Origin of the sequence: Paraburkholderia haematera, assembly GCF_905220975.1 — a bacterium.
GTDB lineage: Bacteria > Pseudomonadota > Gammaproteobacteria > Burkholderiales > Burkholderiaceae > Paraburkholderia > Paraburkholderia haematera.
Genome location: NZ_CAJNBK010000011.1, coordinates 88,214 through 104,400, shown reverse-complemented (window position 1 = coordinate 104,400; position 16,187 = coordinate 88,214). Strand labels below are relative to the sequence as shown.

The 16,187-nt window shown below is 62.7% G+C and carries 15 protein-coding genes; 5 read left to right on the top strand and 10 right to left on the bottom strand.

The genetic code is table 11. The features are described from left to right. Window positions 1–143: 143 nt before the first annotated feature. The 10 genes from KHO23_RS20120 to mpl all read right to left on the bottom strand — a co-directional run bounded on the left by KHO23_RS20120 (window position 144) and on the right by mpl (window position 12,069). Window positions 144–1,142, bottom strand: a complete 999-nt coding sequence (locus KHO23_RS20120; protein ID WP_211613009.1) for an arabinose ABC transporter substrate-binding protein — start codon at window positions 1,140–1,142, stop codon at window positions 144–146. Window positions 1,143–1,306: 164 nt separating this feature from the next. Continuing rightward, on the bottom strand, window positions 1,307–2,083 hold the full coding sequence (locus KHO23_RS20115) for an SDR family oxidoreductase (protein WP_211613008.1): 777 nt from the start codon (window positions 2,081–2,083) through the stop codon (window positions 1,307–1,309). Then, the gene (locus KHO23_RS20110; protein ID WP_211613007.1) at window positions 2,080–2,760 is read right to left on the bottom strand and encodes a 2-dehydro-3-deoxy-6-phosphogalactonate aldolase; all 681 of its coding nucleotides are present in this window, start codon (window positions 2,758–2,760) and stop codon (window positions 2,080–2,082) included. Before KHO23_RS20110 ends, KHO23_RS20115 begins: the two co-directional genes overlap by 4 nt. A 36-nt stretch (window positions 2,761–2,796) precedes the next feature. Further along, entirely contained in the window at window positions 2,797–3,876 is a 1,080-nt protein-coding gene (locus tag KHO23_RS20105; RefSeq protein ID WP_211613006.1) for a 2-dehydro-3-deoxygalactonokinase, read from the bottom strand. Next, window positions 3,873–4,853: an IclR family transcriptional regulator gene (locus KHO23_RS20100; protein ID WP_211613005.1), complete on the bottom strand. Its 981-nt coding sequence runs from the start codon at window positions 4,851–4,853 to the stop codon at window positions 3,873–3,875. Before KHO23_RS20100 ends, KHO23_RS20105 begins: the two co-directional genes overlap by 4 nt. 1,282 nt (window positions 4,854–6,135) lie before the next feature. After that, on the bottom strand, window positions 6,136–6,858 hold the full coding sequence (gene mtgA, locus KHO23_RS20095; protein WP_211613004.1) for a monofunctional biosynthetic peptidoglycan transglycosylase: 723 nt from the start codon (window positions 6,856–6,858) through the stop codon (window positions 6,136–6,138). 61 nt (window positions 6,859–6,919) lie between these two features. Next, complete coding sequence (aroE, locus tag KHO23_RS20090; RefSeq protein WP_211613003.1) at window positions 6,920–7,783, bottom strand: shikimate dehydrogenase; 864 nt, start codon at window positions 7,781–7,783, stop codon at window positions 6,920–6,922. Then, complete coding sequence (locus KHO23_RS20085) at window positions 7,780–9,900, bottom strand: ribonuclease catalytic domain-containing protein (protein ID WP_211613002.1); 2,121 nt, start codon at window positions 9,898–9,900, stop codon at window positions 7,780–7,782. The genes aroE and KHO23_RS20085 overlap by 4 nt, the downstream gene beginning before the upstream one ends. A 175-nt stretch (window positions 9,901–10,075) precedes the next feature. Beyond that, the gene (locus KHO23_RS20080; RefSeq protein ID WP_211613001.1) at window positions 10,076–10,678 is read right to left on the bottom strand and encodes a YqiA/YcfP family alpha/beta fold hydrolase; all 603 of its coding nucleotides are present in this window, start codon (window positions 10,676–10,678) and stop codon (window positions 10,076–10,078) included. Continuing rightward, complete coding sequence (mpl, locus tag KHO23_RS20075) at window positions 10,675–12,069, bottom strand: UDP-N-acetylmuramate:L-alanyl-gamma-D-glutamyl-meso-diaminopimelate ligase (RefSeq protein WP_211613000.1); 1,395 nt, start codon at window positions 12,067–12,069, stop codon at window positions 10,675–10,677. Before mpl ends, KHO23_RS20080 begins: the two co-directional genes overlap by 4 nt. 214 nt (window positions 12,070–12,283) lie before the next feature. Here mpl and KHO23_RS20070 point away from each other — a divergent pair, with 214 nt between their 5' ends. The 5 genes from KHO23_RS20070 (at window position 12,284) to accC (ending at window position 16,184) form a co-directional block, all read left to right on the top strand. After that, window positions 12,284–12,937: a UDP-N-acetylmuramate--alanine ligase gene (locus KHO23_RS20070; protein WP_211612999.1), complete on the top strand. Its 654-nt coding sequence runs from the start codon at window positions 12,284–12,286 to the stop codon at window positions 12,935–12,937. 11 nt (window positions 12,938–12,948) lie between these two features. Continuing rightward, the gene (locus KHO23_RS20065) at window positions 12,949–13,497 is read left to right on the top strand and encodes a TlpA family protein disulfide reductase (protein ID WP_211612998.1); all 549 of its coding nucleotides are present in this window, start codon (window positions 12,949–12,951) and stop codon (window positions 13,495–13,497) included. 194 nt (window positions 13,498–13,691) lie between these two features. Further along, on the top strand, window positions 13,692–14,147 hold the full coding sequence (gene aroQ / locus KHO23_RS20060) for a type II 3-dehydroquinate dehydratase (RefSeq protein WP_211612997.1): 456 nt from the start codon (window positions 13,692–13,694) through the stop codon (window positions 14,145–14,147). A 69-nt stretch (window positions 14,148–14,216) separates the two neighbouring features. Beyond that, window positions 14,217–14,687: an acetyl-CoA carboxylase biotin carboxyl carrier protein gene (accB, locus tag KHO23_RS20055; protein ID WP_211612996.1), complete on the top strand. Its 471-nt coding sequence runs from the start codon at window positions 14,217–14,219 to the stop codon at window positions 14,685–14,687. A 129-nt stretch (window positions 14,688–14,816) separates the two neighbouring features. Continuing rightward, window positions 14,817–16,184 (top strand): acetyl-CoA carboxylase biotin carboxylase subunit, encoded by a 1,368-nt coding sequence (accC, locus tag KHO23_RS20050; RefSeq protein ID WP_211612995.1) that lies wholly within the window; start codon window positions 14,817–14,819, stop codon window positions 16,182–16,184. Window positions 16,185–16,187: the final 3 nt, after the last annotated feature.

Genomic DNA, 16,187 nt, shown 5'->3' with positions numbered 1-16,187 from the left:
CGTGCTTCTTTGGCGCCGCATGGGCGCAAAGCGTGGCCTGTCTCAACTGCTCATCTTCTATTGCTATTGCCGGCGCGCCCAATCCTTGGAGAAACGACGCGCCGGCAATTCACTTCATGTCACCGCGTGCTGAATCAAACCGCTTAATTTGCCGCGAGGCCCATCTTCTGGCGCACATCGGCGACGTTGTCACGCGTGGCCAGCATGCCGCTCGTCAGCGTAAGCATCGGCGGTTCCTTGCCTTGCGTGATCCAGTCGTACATGAGCGTCGAGGTTTCTTCGCCGTGACGCTTCGGGCTGATGATGACCGTGCCGAAGAAGCCGGTCGGCGTCGGCTTCTTGAACTCGTTCAATGCCGATTCCGAACCGCCGATGCCGATACCGATCATGTTGTCCGCCTTGAAGCCGCGGCCTTCCGCTGCGCGCACGGCGCCGAGCACGCCTTCGTCGTTCAGCGCGTAAGCCACCCAGTGCTTGAACTGCGGGTTCTTGGTGAACGCGATGTTGGCTGCGTTGAAGGCGTTTTCCGTGTCGGTCTTCGCTTGCGGCGCTTCAATCACGTTGGCCTTCGGGAAACCGGCGGCGACGAGCGCAGCGGTTGCACCGGTGGTGCGGTCAACTGCGGTGGGCAACTGGTTGTAGGTCACGTCGATCGCGCCGACGTCCTTCATGTCCCAGCCGCGCTTCTTGATTTCCGCAGCCAGGCCGTCACCCACCTGCTTGCCGATGTTGTACGCCGAGATGCCCATATGCGGCACCGAGGCGATCGGCTTGCCCGCGCCGTCGACGAGGCGGTCGTCGACCGTCATCATCTTCAGGCCGTCGGCCTTCGCCTTGGCGACGATGCCCGGTCCGAGCTTGACGTCAGGCGTGCAGATCACAAAGCCTTGCGCTTTCTGAGCCGACAGGTTGTCGATAGCGCTCATCACCTTCTCGCCCGACGGCGCACCGATCTTCACCAGCGTGAAGCCCTTCTCCTTGGCGGCCATTTCCGCGAACTTCCACTCGTCCTGGAACCATGGCTCTTCCGGCTGCTTCACGAGGAAACCGATCTTGACCGGATCCGCGGCTTGCGCCACCGGCGCGTTGAAGAGCACACCCGCCGCCGCTGCTGCCAGCGTGAGGAAAATTCTTCGTTTCATGATGCGTGTCTCCTGACTAATTGATAACGAGAAGGTATCGGCCGCGTCTTCTTGTACCGGTTGTGACACACGCGGCCAGCGCGTCGTCCGGTGAAACCTGGCTATCGGTTATGACTCGTTCTTGCTGCGGGTCCTGCTTGCTGTTGCGTGGCGGTTCGCTACGGTCAGTCGTGATAGAGCGCCGAGCGGCCGCCATCCACGGTGATGCAAGTGGCGTTGATGAACGGCGCTTCATCCGAGGCGAGGAACACGGCCGTCATCGCCACTTCTTCCGGGCGGCCGATGCGCTTCATCGGTTGCAGATCGAGCGTGGCCTGTTTCGCGGCGGCCGGATCGGCTTGTTCGTTCCACCAGTTGTGTGTCAATTGCGTTTCGATATACCCCGGCGCGATTGCGTTGACCCGCACATTGCGCGGCGCGTATTCGATGCCAAGCGCACGGGTCAAGCCAATCACGCCGTGCTTCGCGACCGGGTACGGAAAACAGCCCGGAATGATCTTGAATGCATGCGTCGACGCGATATTCACGATGCTGCCCGCGCCGCGTTCGACCATGCCCGGCAACACCGCGCGGCAGCCGTTCCACACGCCATCGAGATCGACCGCGAAGCAACGGCGCCAGTCGTCGTCGGTCATGGTCAGCGGATCGCAGAACACGTTGATGCCGGCGTTGTTGACCAGCACGTCGAGCGCGCCGAACGCGTGTTCCGCCTCGCTGACCGCGTGCTGAACCGAGGCCGATTGCGTCACATCCGTCTGCACCGCCAGCGCGCGTCCACCGGTTTGCGCCTTGATCTGCTCGGCTGTCTGGCGCGCCGTTTCGATATCGAGTTCCGCCAACACGACCGCCGCACCTTCGCGCGCGAACGCGAATGCGATCGCCGCGCCGATGCCGCGCCCGGCGCCGGTGATCAACGCGACTTTGTCGGCGAGGCGCTTCATTTCTTCGCGCCTGCGCGGGCGATGCGCAAGCCATTGATGAACGCCTTCGCATGCGAGGCCGTTACCGCCGCGCTCTGCCCCGGCTTATACAGCGCCGAACCGAGACCGAAACCGTTCGCACCCGCAGTCAGAAACGGGCCCATGTTGTCCGGCGTGATCCCACCGACCGGCACCAGCGGCACTTCCGCCGCGATCACCGCGCGCCATGCCTTCACGACCTGGCAGCCGAGTTGTTCCGCAGGGAACATCTTCAATACATCCGCGCCGTTTTTCAGCGCGATGAAGGCTTCGTTCGGCGTCGCGACGCCCGGCGCGCAGGCCATGCCTTGCGCTTTTGCTGCGCCGACGACCTCCGGATCGCTATGCGGCATCACGATCAATTCGCCCCCCGCCGACTTCACGTCGCTGACAAAACTCGGATGCAGCACCGTGCCCGCACCGACGATCGCATCGGCCGGCAACGCCTTGCGGATTGCCGCGATGCTGTCGAACGGCTGCGGCGAATTCAACGGCACTTCGACGATGCGAAAGCCGGCTTCGTATAACGCCTGACCATGCTCGGCGGCATCCGCGGGCGTCACGCCACGCATGATCGCGATCAGTGGGCAGACCTCGAACGCCGCGATCAGACCCGCGTGCGGCATGTACGGGGCGGGCAGATTGATGTGAGGTTGCATGTCGGTTCCTTGTTTCGTGAGCGACGGCGCTGCCGGTTAGCCGGCGTGCGCCGTTTGCGGCGTGGGATTGACGAGCCCCGCCTGGGTCGCGACTCGCCACAAGCCGCGCTCGGTGGCGTGCTTCACCAGTTCTGCGCGAGTGCAGCCGAATTGCGCCAGCGCCACGCGATAGCGCTCGCACAGCGCTTCATTGCCGATCAGGCGCAAGTGCTGCCCGGCGAGCGAGTTTTGCTGTTGTGCGAGCACGGCTTCGAGACCGGCCAGTTCGTGCCCGATCAGCAAGCCCGACAGATAGTCCGGCTGCTGTTCACGCGAGAGTTCTCCCGTGAGCCCGAGCGTGCGAGCGCTGAACACGGTGGCCAGCATTCCCGCCTGACCTTTGTCGCGGGCGATGTTCACGCCGTGAAGGAATGCATCGGTATCCGGACGATCGGGCGTGACCATCGTGCGACCGAGGATGGTGTGCTCGCGCAATGCCGCGAACACTTCACCGGTCATGAAGGTATGAAAACGTTCGATGCGGCCCGCCTGCACGACAGCCCATTTCGCGTGGGTGCCAGGCAAGCCGATCAGCGCGCGCTTGCTGCTGTCTTTATCGTCAGGTTTTCCACTATCTGTCGCGCTTGCGTCCTCGCTGAGCGCGCCGAAAATCTGCGTTTCTTCGCCGCGCATCACATTCGGCAATTCGCCGCGTTGCAGGACGCCCGGCACGATATGCAACGTCACGCCGCACGCTGCCTTTACGCGCACAATGCCGGCGACGAGCGCTTCGGCATTCGCCGGCGCGTCGATATACGGCACTTCGACCCAGCCTTGCGCGCTGCCGACCATGCCTGCTGCGATGACTGGCAAGCCCGGCGTCTGGTCGAGCCAGGCACGGCATGTATCGTCGAAAGCGGCGTCGAAGCCGCCTTGCTCGGCGCTACGCGGCAGATTCATGATGCCGGCCGTCGAGGCGCGCGTGTCCAGCACGTTGCCCGCGGCGTCGAACAGATAGGCGCGCAGCGATGTCGTGCCCCAGTCGAGCGCGATCAGCGCTGCGTACTCTAGGTTCGTTTCGACGGCACCGGCTGCGGCGTAGTTGACTGCCGGCGTGGGAGAACCCGCATGCTTCATCGCTTGATCCTGCGCGTGGCCGGCTGCGGGGCGCGCCAACCGAGTTCTTCCGAGATCGAGCGCGCTTCGCGCTGCACGACCGGGATCAGTTCATCCATGCGTTCGAGCGACATATAAGGAATCGTGCTCGCCACCGATAGCGCCGCCACGACCGCGCCGGACGCATCTCGCACTGGCGCTGCGACGCAACGGATCGACGCTTCGTTTTCTTCGAGGTCGAAGGTGTAGCCGCCGGCGGCGTAGTTGGTCATGCGTTGCATGAAGGTCTGTGCGTCGGGACGGTTATCCGGCTTGAAACTGACGCTGGCGAGCGCGCGCCGCGATGCGTCGAACAGCGACTGCCAGACGTCGGGCATGAGGTCGAGCATCATGGCTTTGCCGATACCCGTCGACGCGAGCGGCATCCGGTGACCAACGCGCGAGCGCATTTCCAGACCGCGGGTGCCGGGAATCTTGTCGATGTACAGGACGTCGTCTCCGTCGCGCACGCCGAGGTGGATCGTGTCGAGCGTTTGTTCGGCTAGCGATTCGAGATGCGGGCGAGCGACCGCGGTGAGCGGCATCTGTTCGAGCGCGATGGTGCCGAGTTCGATCAGCTTCGGGCCGAGCAGATAGCCGCCTTGCACCTGACGCAGATAGCGCGCTTGCACGAGGCTGCTCACCAGCCGGTGCGTGGTGCTGCGGGTCGTGCCGAGCGCGGCGCCGAAGGTGCGCAGATCGCGCACGCCGGCGGCGGCGGCTTCCAGAATCGCCAGCCCGCGCAACAGGGTTTGGGTGCCGGCTTGTTGCGGTGTGATGTCGAGCAGCGTGCTCGGCAAGGCGATTTCGTCGGACACAGTCGGTTGCTGAACGCTGGCGCGTAAAACCTTCGCAGCGTTGGCAGCCTGCCGCGGCGCGGCGCTGGAAGCGTGATCGACCTGCGGCGCAAGATCGGCGTCAGATTCGCTTACGGCGTGAGTGGGCATCGCTTTGTTCATGGCGATTCGCTTTCAGGTAGTTTTTTGCGCTTACAGCGCGGGGCCGGAGAGGAGGCCTGTTTTGCTCGCGGCGCAGTGCGTGTTGCCACTGGCGCAGGCATACGGTTGCTGCCTTTGGGTCTTAGGCATGGTTTGGCTTGTCTCCGGTTTTTTTCTTGCTGCTGATCGCGGCCGGTTTTTTTCGGCTAGCGATGCGTGTTGGCTGGATTGTAGGGCGGTTTTTGAGAAAGCTCCAATATGTGAGTGTTGAATTCATATAATGGGATTTGTGCCTTGCCAGGGGGCTGGGTTTGGGTTGTTTGCTTGGGGTGTTGGCCTTTCCTTGATGTGTTTGCCTGCGCGGCGCTTTTGGGTTGTTCGCCTTGGGGTGTTGGCCTTTCCTTGCTTTGTTAGTGGTTTATTAGCGTCGCCCCTGTGCGGGGCGGCACTCACTTCTCTTTGCCTGCCGCAAAGAGAAGTAAGCAAGAGAAAGCGGCTCAAACCGCTAATTCTTAAGCGGGGCCCCCGCGCAGCCACGGTAGTGGTGCATCTGGAATCCGTGTCTTCGCACATTAGGCGTGAGTGACTAAGCGCTCATCAGCTCCCACTCCGCACGGCGTGCGTCGCGGATGGGTGTGCTTGGGAAACCAAGGCTTCGTTTGGGCGTGGTGGGGGCCATCGTCTTCGCCTCGGCGCGCTCGGGTCTACGTTGGAAACTCGGGACTTCGGTTGAGGTGCGTGGCGACCATCGGCTTTGTCTGAGCGAGACAAAAAAAATACATCGGTTTCGGGAGCGACGCTCCGCGCGCCGAGCGACGACAAACCGTAGTAGCGCCTGCAGGTGTGAATTCGTACTTCGAATGAAGCGCCAGCGCATTGCAGAAACGTTGAGATGCCCCGGTCAGCCGCGGCGTTGAGCGATGCGCGAGAAACCGAACAGATGGGTTTTATGAAGTAGGTGTCGGCGCGCGGAGCGCCGCCGGAGGTATGACTGCTGTGTCACTCACGCCGAATGTGCGAGGACACGGATTCCAGATGCACCACTACCGTGGCTGCGCGGGGGACCCGCTTAAGAATTAGCGGTGTGAGCCGCTTTCTCTTGCTTACTTCTCTTTGCGGCAGGCAAAGAGAAGTGAGTGCCGCCCCGCACAGGGGCAACGCTAATAAACCACTAACAAATCAAGGAAAGGCCAACGCCCCAAGGCGAACAACCCAAAAGCGCCGAGCAGGCAAACACATCAAGAAAAACCCACCGCCGCAGGCATACAAACGAACAACCGCCGAACAGGCAAAAACCCAAACCTCAGTCAGGCAACTCAGCCGCCCCCATCCGCCGCGCAATCACACGCGAACGTTGAGCCAGATACCCCGAGCCCCTGTGCTCGTCAAAATACTTAGGCTGCGGCAGCATCACCGCCAATCGGGCCGACTGCCCCGCAGTCAACCTGGCAGCAGAAGTCTTGTAGTAATAATGCGCGGCCGCCTCAGCGCCATAAACCCCATTCCCCCACTCAACGGAGTTGAGATAAATCTCAAAGATCCGCTGCTTATCCATCAGGGTCTCGAGCATCCACGTAATGATCAATTCCTGACCTTTGCGGATATAACTCTTCTCCCGGGATAAAAACAGATTCCGCGCCAGCTGCTGGGTAATCGTCGAACCGCCGCGAACAATCTTGCCCTTGGCCTTATTGCGCTCCCACGCCTGCAAAATGGCGTCCGTCTCGTAACCATTGTTGTTCACGAAGTTCGCGTCTTCGGAAGCAATAATCGCCCGCTTCAGATTGTGCGAAATCTGCTCATACGGCACCCACGTATGCTGCACCGAAAGATCAGGCCGATCCTGCGACAGCCGCCATGCATCCGAGCGCATGAAAGCCGTCGACTGAGGATTCACATAATTCCACACGGCGATCTGCGCGAAGTAAAACACCTGCGTCGCAAGCCACGCGATCGCCACCACAGCGCTCATATAAAACACCCATCGCCCTAGACCGGGCCGGCTCGCGCGCCGCGTTGCTGTCATCGTGCGTGAAGTCCTCAAGTCGGTGAATCGGTGAGTTGGCGTATTCCGGAAAAAAGACAGTCTAGCCGTGCGACGGCGCCGTCAACAACGCTCGCAATTCGGCCAGCACCGGTGCGCCGTCAGGCCGCACGCCTCGCCACACATAGAACGATTCGGCCGCCTGCTCGACCAGCATGCCAAGACCATCGGCGCCGCGCGCACCCAGCTTCCGCGCGTGCTCCATGAACACCGTCGGATGCGCGCCGTACATCATGTCGTAAGCGAGCGTGCCGCTACCGAACGCGCGATCGTCGCACTCGGGCAACGAAGCATCCAGACTGCCCGCCGTCGCGTTGACGATCACGTCGTATGCGCCAGCTTCGATCGCTCGCGCGCTGCCGCCGGTCAGCCGGCAAGCGGCGTCGCGCGCGGCTTGCGCGAACTGGTCGACGAGCGCGTCCGCCTTCGCCGCCGTACGGTTGACGACGGTCAGCGTGTGCGGCGCACGGTCCAGCATCGGCAGCACGACGCCGCGCGCGGCACCACCCGCGCCAAGCAGCAAAATTCGCGCGCCCTTCAGCGAAACGCCGAGATTCACCTCGATATCGCGCACGAGGCCGAAGCCGTCCGTGTTGTCGCCGTAGACACCACTCGCATCGAATCGCAGTGTGTTCACCGCGCCCGCTGCCGCTGCTCGCGGCGACAGGGTATCGGCGAACGCGTGGGCGTCGAGCTTGAACGGGACAGTGACGTTCATGCCGCGTCCGCCCGCTTCGATAAAAGCCTTCACGTGGGGCACGAAAGCATCGACCGGTGCGAGCAAGTGGCCGTACTCGATCGGCTCACCAGTCTGCGCGGCAAAGCGGCCGTGAATGAACGGCGATTTGCTATGCCCGACCGGGTTCCCGATAACCGCGTAGCAGTCACGTGACTCATTCGCGCTCATCGTCCTGGCTCCGCGACATGCTGCTGATCGGCTGCGGCATCGTCGGCGCCCGCGCCCGCGCCGTTTTCGGCGTCGCCCTGCTCAGCCGCACCGCCGTCGAGGTCGGCTTCCGCCTGAGCCTCGGCTTCGCCTTCGGCACTTTCATCCGCCACGTCGATGATTTCCTCTTCGCCCTCGTCGGCTTCTTCAGCCTCGCTGCCGCTCGTCACCGTCGGCGCGTCGAGCACGTGCAACAGACGCACAGACGCTTCGACGGTCAGTTCGTCGATCGACATCACTTCCATCTGCAAGCGCGTGCCGCGTGCGTGCACGCCGAGACCCGGCACGTGCAGCAGCAGCGGAATTTCTTCCAGGCGCACGAGATCACCCTTCACCACCGACGCCACCACCTGCTTCCGGTTCTCCTGCTTCAACCAGCGCAGGCACCAGAAGTACTCCATGCGGCGCTGGTGATCGGCATACGCGCTGTAGGTGTCGTCGAAACCTTGCACGACGGCGAACAGATCGGCGTCTTTAGGCTTGAACGGCGCGGCCAGTTTTGCGGTCACGCCATGCTGCACACAGGCGATCAACTGCCACTGGTTCACGAGGTCGACATAGCGGCGCAGCGGCGACGTGCTCCACGCGTATTGCGTGACGCCGAGACCTTCGTGCGGCGCGGCGTTAGTCTGCATGCGGGTGCGCTTCGGGCCGGTCGGCGCGCCGAACGCGCGTTGCGAGCGATAGATGCCCGGCACGCCGTGATCGTGCAGGAACGCGCCCCACGACGAGTTGGCGAGAATCGCAAGCTCGGCAACGATCGTGTCGAGCGGCGACCCGCGCCGGCGCGGCGTGATCGTGATCTGCTCGCCTTCCACGTAGAAATTGAAATCGGTGTTGCGCTGCACTTCGCGCCGCAGGCCGTAACCGGCGCGCGCGGTTTGACGCTTTTCGAACAACGCCTGCGCGAACGGCCACAGCACGGCGATGTCTTCCTTGTGCGGATAATCGCCCGTGCCGGCGGCCAGCGCCTCTTCGGTAACCAGTTCGTCCAGCGTGTTGTGGCGCAAATTATTCTTCACGAACACGCGCTCCGCGCGCGTTTCGCTCGCCACGATTTCCTGCGTTTCGCGATTGATGATCACATACAGCGACAACGCCGGCCGCAAGCCGCCTTCAGCCAGGGTGAACGCCTCGACGACGCTATCGGGCAGCATCGTGATCTTGTCGCCCGGCATATAGACGGTCGACAAACGCGTGCGGGCAATCGCATCGATATCGTCACCACGCGCGATGCCGAGCGCCGGCGCGGCGATGTGCACGCCGATCCGCACGCGGCCGTCGGCCAGATGCTCGACGGAGAACGCGTCGTCGATTTCCGTGGTGGTGATGTCGTCGATCGAGAACGCCTCGACCTCGGCTTCCGGCAGATCTTCCGGCAACGTGCCAACCGTCACCGGCGGAAAACCAGTGCCGTGCGGGAAAAACTCGGAGAGGAATTTTGCCTCGTGCAACGCGCGTGCCGACGGAATACCGCCGCACTCGAGCATCAGCCGCGCCTGCGAAATGCCGCGCGCCGCAGCCGCGCCTTCGAGCGCCTTGTATTCGATCGTGTTCTTGTCGGGCCTCGTGAGCAAAGCCAGCGCCTTGCTGCCGCTGAAGCCTTCCGGCAGGCGGCCCGCTTTCAATTCATCTTCGTAACCGGCCTGCACCAGCGCCTGCTGACGTTTGCGCTCCAGCCCGGCAAGCGCCATCTTGAGCTGCTCTTGCGGCGCGCGCTGGTACATGCCGCGGCCCTTGCGGCGAAAGTACACCGGCGAGCCGTGCATGCGCAGCACCAGCGCCGCGCGCTCGATGGAGCCATACGCATCGCCGAAGTACTCGGCGCCCAGCGTGGCAAACGGGAATTCGTCATCCGGCGCGCATTCCCACAGGAAATCGAGATCGATGTCCTGTGCGGCGGCGTCAGCCTGCTGCATCAACTCGGCCGCGCTGGGTTTTTCGAATTCGATCAGCACGTCTTTCGCGCGCACCTTGGCGCGCCGCCCGCCCGGCAACTCGACCTGAAAAGCATCGCCCTGGCGCGACAGCACGCTGCCCGCCTTGAAACTGCCCGATTCCTCGAAGAAAACGTTCACTCAATACTCTCGTTCTGACTTGCATCCGCCGGCGCGCCCGATTGGGTTCAGCTATCGGTCACTGCGTGCGCGGCACGGCAACGTGTTCGTGGTAGTGGATCCGCGGCACGATTCGCGCGCCCGCGGGTTGAATCTGGCGATCCGCAACGGCCTCGCTGCTGGATCGTCGGCGTTGTCAGGCCGCTTCGCGCGGCGCCGGCGGCTCGACGTCTTCGGCGTCGCAAAAGGCCAGCACCTCGTCGACGTATTGCGCGAACTCGCTGATCGCGTGGTCACTCCCTTCGATCAGCGTAGTGCGCGCACCCGGATAGTGCCCAAGCATTTCGCGGTAATCGAGCACTTCGTCGCCGGTGGCGGCCATCAAATAATAGCGTTCGGGCCGCGTGATTGAAGCGACACCGAGGGCGCGCAGCTCGTCCAGATGATGCGGCTCGACCGTAATGCTGCCGCCGCCGTGCCACAACGGCTGCTCGCCGAGATAGGCGCTCAGGTCGCGCTGCGGCACCACCGCCGGGTTCAGCAACACCGCCGGCCAGCCATGTTTCTCGGCGAGATACGTGGCGAAATAACCGCCGAGTGAACTGCCGATCACCGTCACGTTGTTCGGTTTCGCGGCCGCCACCAGCGATTCGGCGAGCGCCACGGTCTCGAACGGCGAGACCGGCAGCATCGGGCAGCACCATTCGTCGCTACGGCCGAGTTCGACCAGACGTGCGGCCAGCACGCGCGCCTTGAACGAATTCGGCGACGAGCGGAAACCGTGCAGATAAAGGATCACGAAGTGCCTCGTTTGGACAGGGCGTCGAGCAGCTTCTGATGCACGCCGCCGAAGCCGCCGTTGCTCATCACCAGAATCTGATCGCCGGGGCGCGCTGCGTGAACCACCGCTTTGACCAGGGCGTCGAGATTGTCGAAAGCCTGCGCCTTGCCGCCGAGCGGCGCGAGCGCCTCGCCGAGATTCCAGCCGAGTGCGTCGCGGCCGGCCGGCGCACCGTAGCCGAACACCAGGTCGGCGTCGGCCAGACTCGCCGGCAGTTGCGCTTTCATCACGCCGAGCTTCATGGTGTTCGAGCGCGGTTCCAGCACGGCCAGGATGCGCGTGTTTTCGTGGCCAACGCGTGCGCGCAGTCCGGCCACCGTGGTCTCGATGGCCGTGGGGTGATGGGCAAAATCGTCGTAGACGGTCACGCCGTCGACGCTGCCGCGCACTTCCATGCGGCGCTTCACATTGCGGAAGCTCGCCAGCGACTTCGCGGCTTGCGCCGGCGGCACGCCGACATGGCGCGCGGCGGCGATCGCGGCCAGCGCGTTCATGCGGTTGTGCTCGCCCTGCACCTGCCACTCGACCACGCCAACGCGCTCGCCGTTGTGATAGACGGCGAAACGCTCGTCAACCGGCACGCCGTCTTCCGCCGGCAACGTCTCCCAGCCGCCCTGCACGCCGAAACGCTCGACTTCGCTCCAGCAACCGCGCGTCAGCACGCGCTCCAGCGCGTCTTCACGACCGTTCGTCACGATTCGACCGATGCCCGGCACGGTTCGAATCAGGTGATGAAACTGCGTTTCGATCGCCGCCAGATCCGGAAAAATGTCGGCGTGATCGAACTCGAGGTTGTTGAGAACCGCGGTTTTAGGCCGGTAGTGAACAAACTTGGAACGCTTGTCGAAGAAAGCCGTGTCGTATTCGTCGGCTTCGATCACGAAGAAGCTCGAATCGGTCAGCCGCGCCGACACCCCGAAATTCAGCGGCACGCCGCCGATCAGGAAGCCCGGATTGAGACCCGCGTCTTCGAGCAGCCAGGTCAGCATCGAACTGGTGGTGGTCTTGCCGTGCGTGCCGGCCACCGCCAGCACCCACTTGCCGTTCAGCACATGCTCGCCGAGCCACTGCGGACCGGAAACATAAGGCAGGCCGCGATCCAGGATGGCTTCCATCAGCGGGTTACCCCGCGAGACCACATTGCCGATCACGAACAGATCGGCATTGAGGCCGTTCAACTGCTCGGCGTCATAACCTTCGATCAGACGAATGCCTTGCGCCTCGAGTTGCGTGCTCATCGGCGGATAGACGCCGGCGTCGCAGCCCGTCACGGTATGACCCGCGCCTCGCGCGAGAACCGCGAGTCCGCCCATGAACGTGCCGCAGATACCGAGGATGTGGATGTGCATAAGCCTGTCGTGCCGCGCGGGCGTATTTTTTGCGAGAGTTGGGAGCGCAGAGGAGCGGTCGAAACGACCGTCTGCAAAGGACGCTATTGTAACCGACGCCTCTGAATCGCCCTATGAACGGGGCCGCCAGGGTGGCCGGCTGCCCCACTCGGGCGACGCACCCGGCCCGAACCGGCCGGAAAGGGCTGTCATCATTCTCTAGTATGATTGAGAGATGGTTCGCAAATCACATTTCGATCCGCAGCGCGTGCGCGAGGAAATCGCCATCGCGGCTGCCCGGATGATCGCTGAAGACGGTCTGGACTACGCAACGGCCAAGCGTAAAGCGGCACGGCAGGTAGTCGGCGAGAGCCGTATTGCCGGCGAATGGCTGCCGGATAATGACCAGATCGAAGAAGAAATCCGCGAATATCAGTCGCTTTTCCAGGGCGACAGCCAGCCGGCGCTGTTACGGCGGCTTCGCCGCATTGCGATCGACTGGATGGAGCGGCTCGCGGCGTTCAATCCATATCTGACCGGCGCGGTGCTCGGCGGCACGGCCGGCGAGCACTCGGATATTCACCTTCAGGTGTTCTGCGACAACCCGAAAGAGGTCGCGATCTACTTTCTGAACGCCAACATTCAGTACGACGTTTCAGAGACGCGGCATTTTGCCGGCCGTGGCTACGTCGAGACACTGAGCTTTCTCTGGCGCCCCACCCATGAAGGGCGCGACGCGGAACCGGTCGGGATCCACGTCGCGCTGTACGAAACGGACGACCTGCGCGGCGCGGTACGGGCCGACGCGCGCGGCCGCACTGCCCGGGCGAATCAGCAGGCGGTTCAGGCGCTGCTCGACAGCAGCAGCGTCACACCCTCAACTAATTAGACAGACCTGGAATGAATACGAGTCGGATTCTGGCAGGCGCGCTTGTCGCAATCGCCGCAGCGGGCGGCGGGGTGCTGGCCAATCATTGGCTGAACGGCAGCCAGGAAGTCGCCCATGCGGCGCAACCCGCGTCCACACAAAGCGCGGTCGAACAACTTTGGACCGCGCCCGTCACGAACGTGGACGGCAAGCCGCAATCGCTAAGTTTGCTCAAAGGCCACCCAATCGTCGTCAACTTCTGGGCGTCGTGGTGCGGGCCGTGCGTCGAAGAGATGCCGGCTCTTTCGCAGCTTCAGCGCGACTATGCAAAAAAAGGCATCCAGTTCGTCGGACTTGGCGTCGATTCGGAAAAAAATGTGCAGGCGTTCCTGCAGAAGGTGAAAGTAGCCTACCCCATCTATGTGACCGGGTTCGGCGGCGCCGACCTCGCGCGCGCGTTCGGCAATACCGCGGGCGGCCTGCCCTTTACCGTCGTCATTGACGCAAAAGGCAACATCCGCTCGACAAAATTAGGCCAAATCGACCCGCAAGCGCTGAAACAGACGCTCGACGCGCTCTAATTTTCACATTCTTTTGACGATCGAATAGGGACAAAAGGCGCGAAATTACGCGCAAATCGCTCAAATTTGAGAGAAGATGGGCGCCCGGAGAGGCCGCGAAAGGTCGCCGAGATCAATCCTAACGCGCAGGAAACTAGACAAGTTTCTCTAATCAGCGCTAAAGTGCGCCCAATTCCACGGAAAAAGAAGCGACCATGACGCGACTGCTGGTACTGCACGGCCCCAATCTCAACCTTCTCGGCACCCGGGAACCCGAGGTCTACGGCCACGTCACGTTACCGCAGATCGATCAGGCACTGGCGGACCGCGCAGCGGACGCTGGCGTCGAACTCGCGTCGTTCCAGAGCAATCATGAAGGCGCTCTTGTCGATCGCATCCAATCCGCACGGACTGAAACAACCGATTTCATACTGATCAATCCCGCCGCGTACACGCACACCAGCGTGGCTATTCGGGACGCACTGGCGGGGGTCGGCATCCCGTTCGTCGAGATTCATCTGTCGAACGTACATCGCCGCGAACCGTTCCGGCATCACTCGTATTTTTCCGACCAGGCGGAGGGCGTCATTTGCGGCCTCGGCTGGAAGGGATACCTGTACGCGCTCGAATTCGCGCTCGACCGGCTGTCCGCCGGTTCGTCGCGCGGCTGATTCCAAACACGTCTAATTTGAGCCGGCTGCGTATGCGCCGGCACTTTACGCATTGAAAGGGGCTTCCTGATGGATCTACGTAAACTGAAAACTCTGATCGACCTCGTCTCGGAGTCCGGTATTTCCGAACTCGAAGTGACCGAAGGCGAAGGCAAGGTCCGCATCGTCAAGAATGCGCCGCCGGTTTACGTGCAACCGTCCGCTTCGTACGCTCCGCAATATGCCCAGCCGCTGCCGTTCCAAGGTGGTGAAGCGCCTGCTGCTGCAGCGGGCGCCCCGGCTGCGCCGGCCGTCGCCGCGCCGCAAGGCCACGTGGTGACCTCACCGATGGTCGGCACTTTCTACCGTGCGCCGTCGCCGGGCGCCGAACCGTTCGTCCAGGTGGGCGACACGGTCAAGGAAGGCCAGACGATCTGCATCATCGAAGCGATGAAGCTGCTCAACGAAATCGAGTCGGACAAGTCCGGCGTGGTGACGGAAATCCTCGTCGAAAACGGCCAGGCGGTCGAGTACGGCCAACCGTTGTTCGTGGTCGGCTAACGCGGCACGCTTTGCGCTTTTTTTGCGCTCGCCGCCCGCGCGCCTGCCCTCCCGGGGCGCGCGACCGATCCTCTGAGGCAGCCTGTGTTGTGATCAACCGGGCGCCCATTGATGAGTCGAAAACCCGCTATGTTTGAAAAAATTCTCATTGCCAACCGTGGCGAGATCGCGCTTCGTATCCAGCGCGCCTGCCGCGAACTCGGCGTCAAGACGGTCGTCGTCTATTCGGAAGCCGACAAGGAAGCCAAGTACGTGAAGCTCGCCGACGAGGCGGTCTGTATCGGCCCGGCACCTTCGAATCTGAGCTACCTGAACATGCCGGCGCTGATCAGCGCGGCAGAAGTGACGGACGCCGAAGCGATCCACCCCGGCTACGGCTTCCTGTCGGAAAACGCCGACTTTGCCGAACGCGTCGAGCAGTCCGGCTTCACCTTCATCGGCCCGCGCCCGGATACCATCCGGATGATGGGCGACAAGGTGACCGCCAAGCAAACCATGATCAAGACCGGCGTGCCCTGCGTGCCGGGTTCTGAAGGCGCGTTGCCCGACGATCCGAAAGAAATCGTGAAAATTGCCCGCCAGGTCGGCTACCCGGTGATCATCAAAGCCGCCGGCGGTGGCGGTGGCCGCGGCATGCGCGTGGTCCACACCGAAGCGGCGCTGGTCAACGCAGTCAACATGACGCGCGAAGAAGCCGGCCGTGCCTTCGGCAACCCGCAGGTCTACATGGAGAAATTCCTGGAGAACCCGCGGCACATCGAAATCCAGATCCTGTCCGATTCGTTCAAGAACGCGGTCTGGCTGGGCGAGCGCGATTGCTCGATGCAGCGCCGCCACCAGAAAGTGATCGAAGAAGCGCCGGCGCCGGGTATCGCACGCCGCCTGATCGACCGGATCGGCGATCGTTGCGCGGACGCCTGCAAGAAGATGGGCTATCTTGGCGCGGGTACGTTCGAGTTCCTGTACGAAAACGGCGAGTTCTACTTCATTGAAATGAACACGCGCGTCCAGGTCGAGCATCCGGTGACCGAATTGATCACCGGCGTCGACATCGTGCAGGAGCAGATCCGCATCGCGGCCGGCGAGAAGCTTGCCTTCCGTCAGCGCGACATCGTGTTCAAGGGTCATGCGATCGAATGCCGGATCAACGCGGAAGATCCGTTCAAGTTCACGCCGTCGCCGGGACGTTTGACGTCGTGGCACATGCCGGGCGGCCCCGGCATCCGCGTCGATTCGCACGCCTACAATGGCTATTTCGTGCCGCCGAACTATGATTCGATGATCGGCAAGCTGATCGCTTACGGCGCGACGCGCGAGCAGGCGATCAAGCGGATGCGCATCGCGTTGTCGGAAATGGTGGTTGAAGGCATTTCGACCAACATCCCGCTGCACCGCGAACTGATGCTGGACGCGAAATTCGTCGAAGGCGGCACCAGCATTCATTATCTGGAAAACCGGTTGGCCGCGAAGCAGCAGGCCGCGCCGGAAGAAGCGTAAGTC

Bases quoted from the DNA above. Each gene is read 5' to 3' on its own strand.
- aroE (WP_211613003.1), bottom strand. From the start codon at position 7,783: ATGAGCGCGAATGAGTCACGTGACTGCTACGCGGTTATCGGGAACCCG.
- mpl (WP_211613000.1), bottom strand. From the start codon at position 12,069: ATGCACATCCACATCCTCGGTATCTGCGGCACGTTCATGGGCGGACTC.
- mtgA (WP_211613004.1), bottom strand. From the start codon at position 6,858: ATGACAGCAACGCGGCGCGCGAGCCGGCCCGGTCTAGGGCGATGGGTG.
- accB (WP_211612996.1), top strand. From the start codon at position 14,217: ATGGATCTACGTAAACTGAAAACTCTGATCGACCTCGTCTCGGAGTCC.
- KHO23_RS20120 (WP_211613009.1), bottom strand. From the start codon at position 1,142: ATGAAACGAAGAATTTTCCTCACGCTGGCAGCAGCGGCGGCGGGTGTG.
- KHO23_RS20115 (WP_211613008.1), bottom strand. From the start codon at position 2,083: ATGAAGCGCCTCGCCGACAAAGTCGCGTTGATCACCGGCGCCGGGCGC.
- KHO23_RS20065 (WP_211612998.1), top strand. From the start codon at position 12,949: ATGAATACGAGTCGGATTCTGGCAGGCGCGCTTGTCGCAATCGCCGCA.
- aroQ (WP_211612997.1), top strand. From the start codon at position 13,692: ATGACGCGACTGCTGGTACTGCACGGCCCCAATCTCAACCTTCTCGGC.
- KHO23_RS20070 (WP_211612999.1), top strand. From the start codon at position 12,284: ATGGTTCGCAAATCACATTTCGATCCGCAGCGCGTGCGCGAGGAAATC.
- KHO23_RS20105 (WP_211613006.1), bottom strand. From the start codon at position 3,876: ATGAAGCATGCGGGTTCTCCCACGCCGGCAGTCAACTACGCCGCAGCC.
- KHO23_RS20110 (WP_211613007.1), bottom strand. From the start codon at position 2,760: ATGCAACCTCACATCAATCTGCCCGCCCCGTACATGCCGCACGCGGGT.
- accC (WP_211612995.1), top strand. From the start codon at position 14,817: ATGTTTGAAAAAATTCTCATTGCCAACCGTGGCGAGATCGCGCTTCGT.
- KHO23_RS20100 (WP_211613005.1), bottom strand. From the start codon at position 4,853: ATGAACAAAGCGATGCCCACTCACGCCGTAAGCGAATCTGACGCCGAT.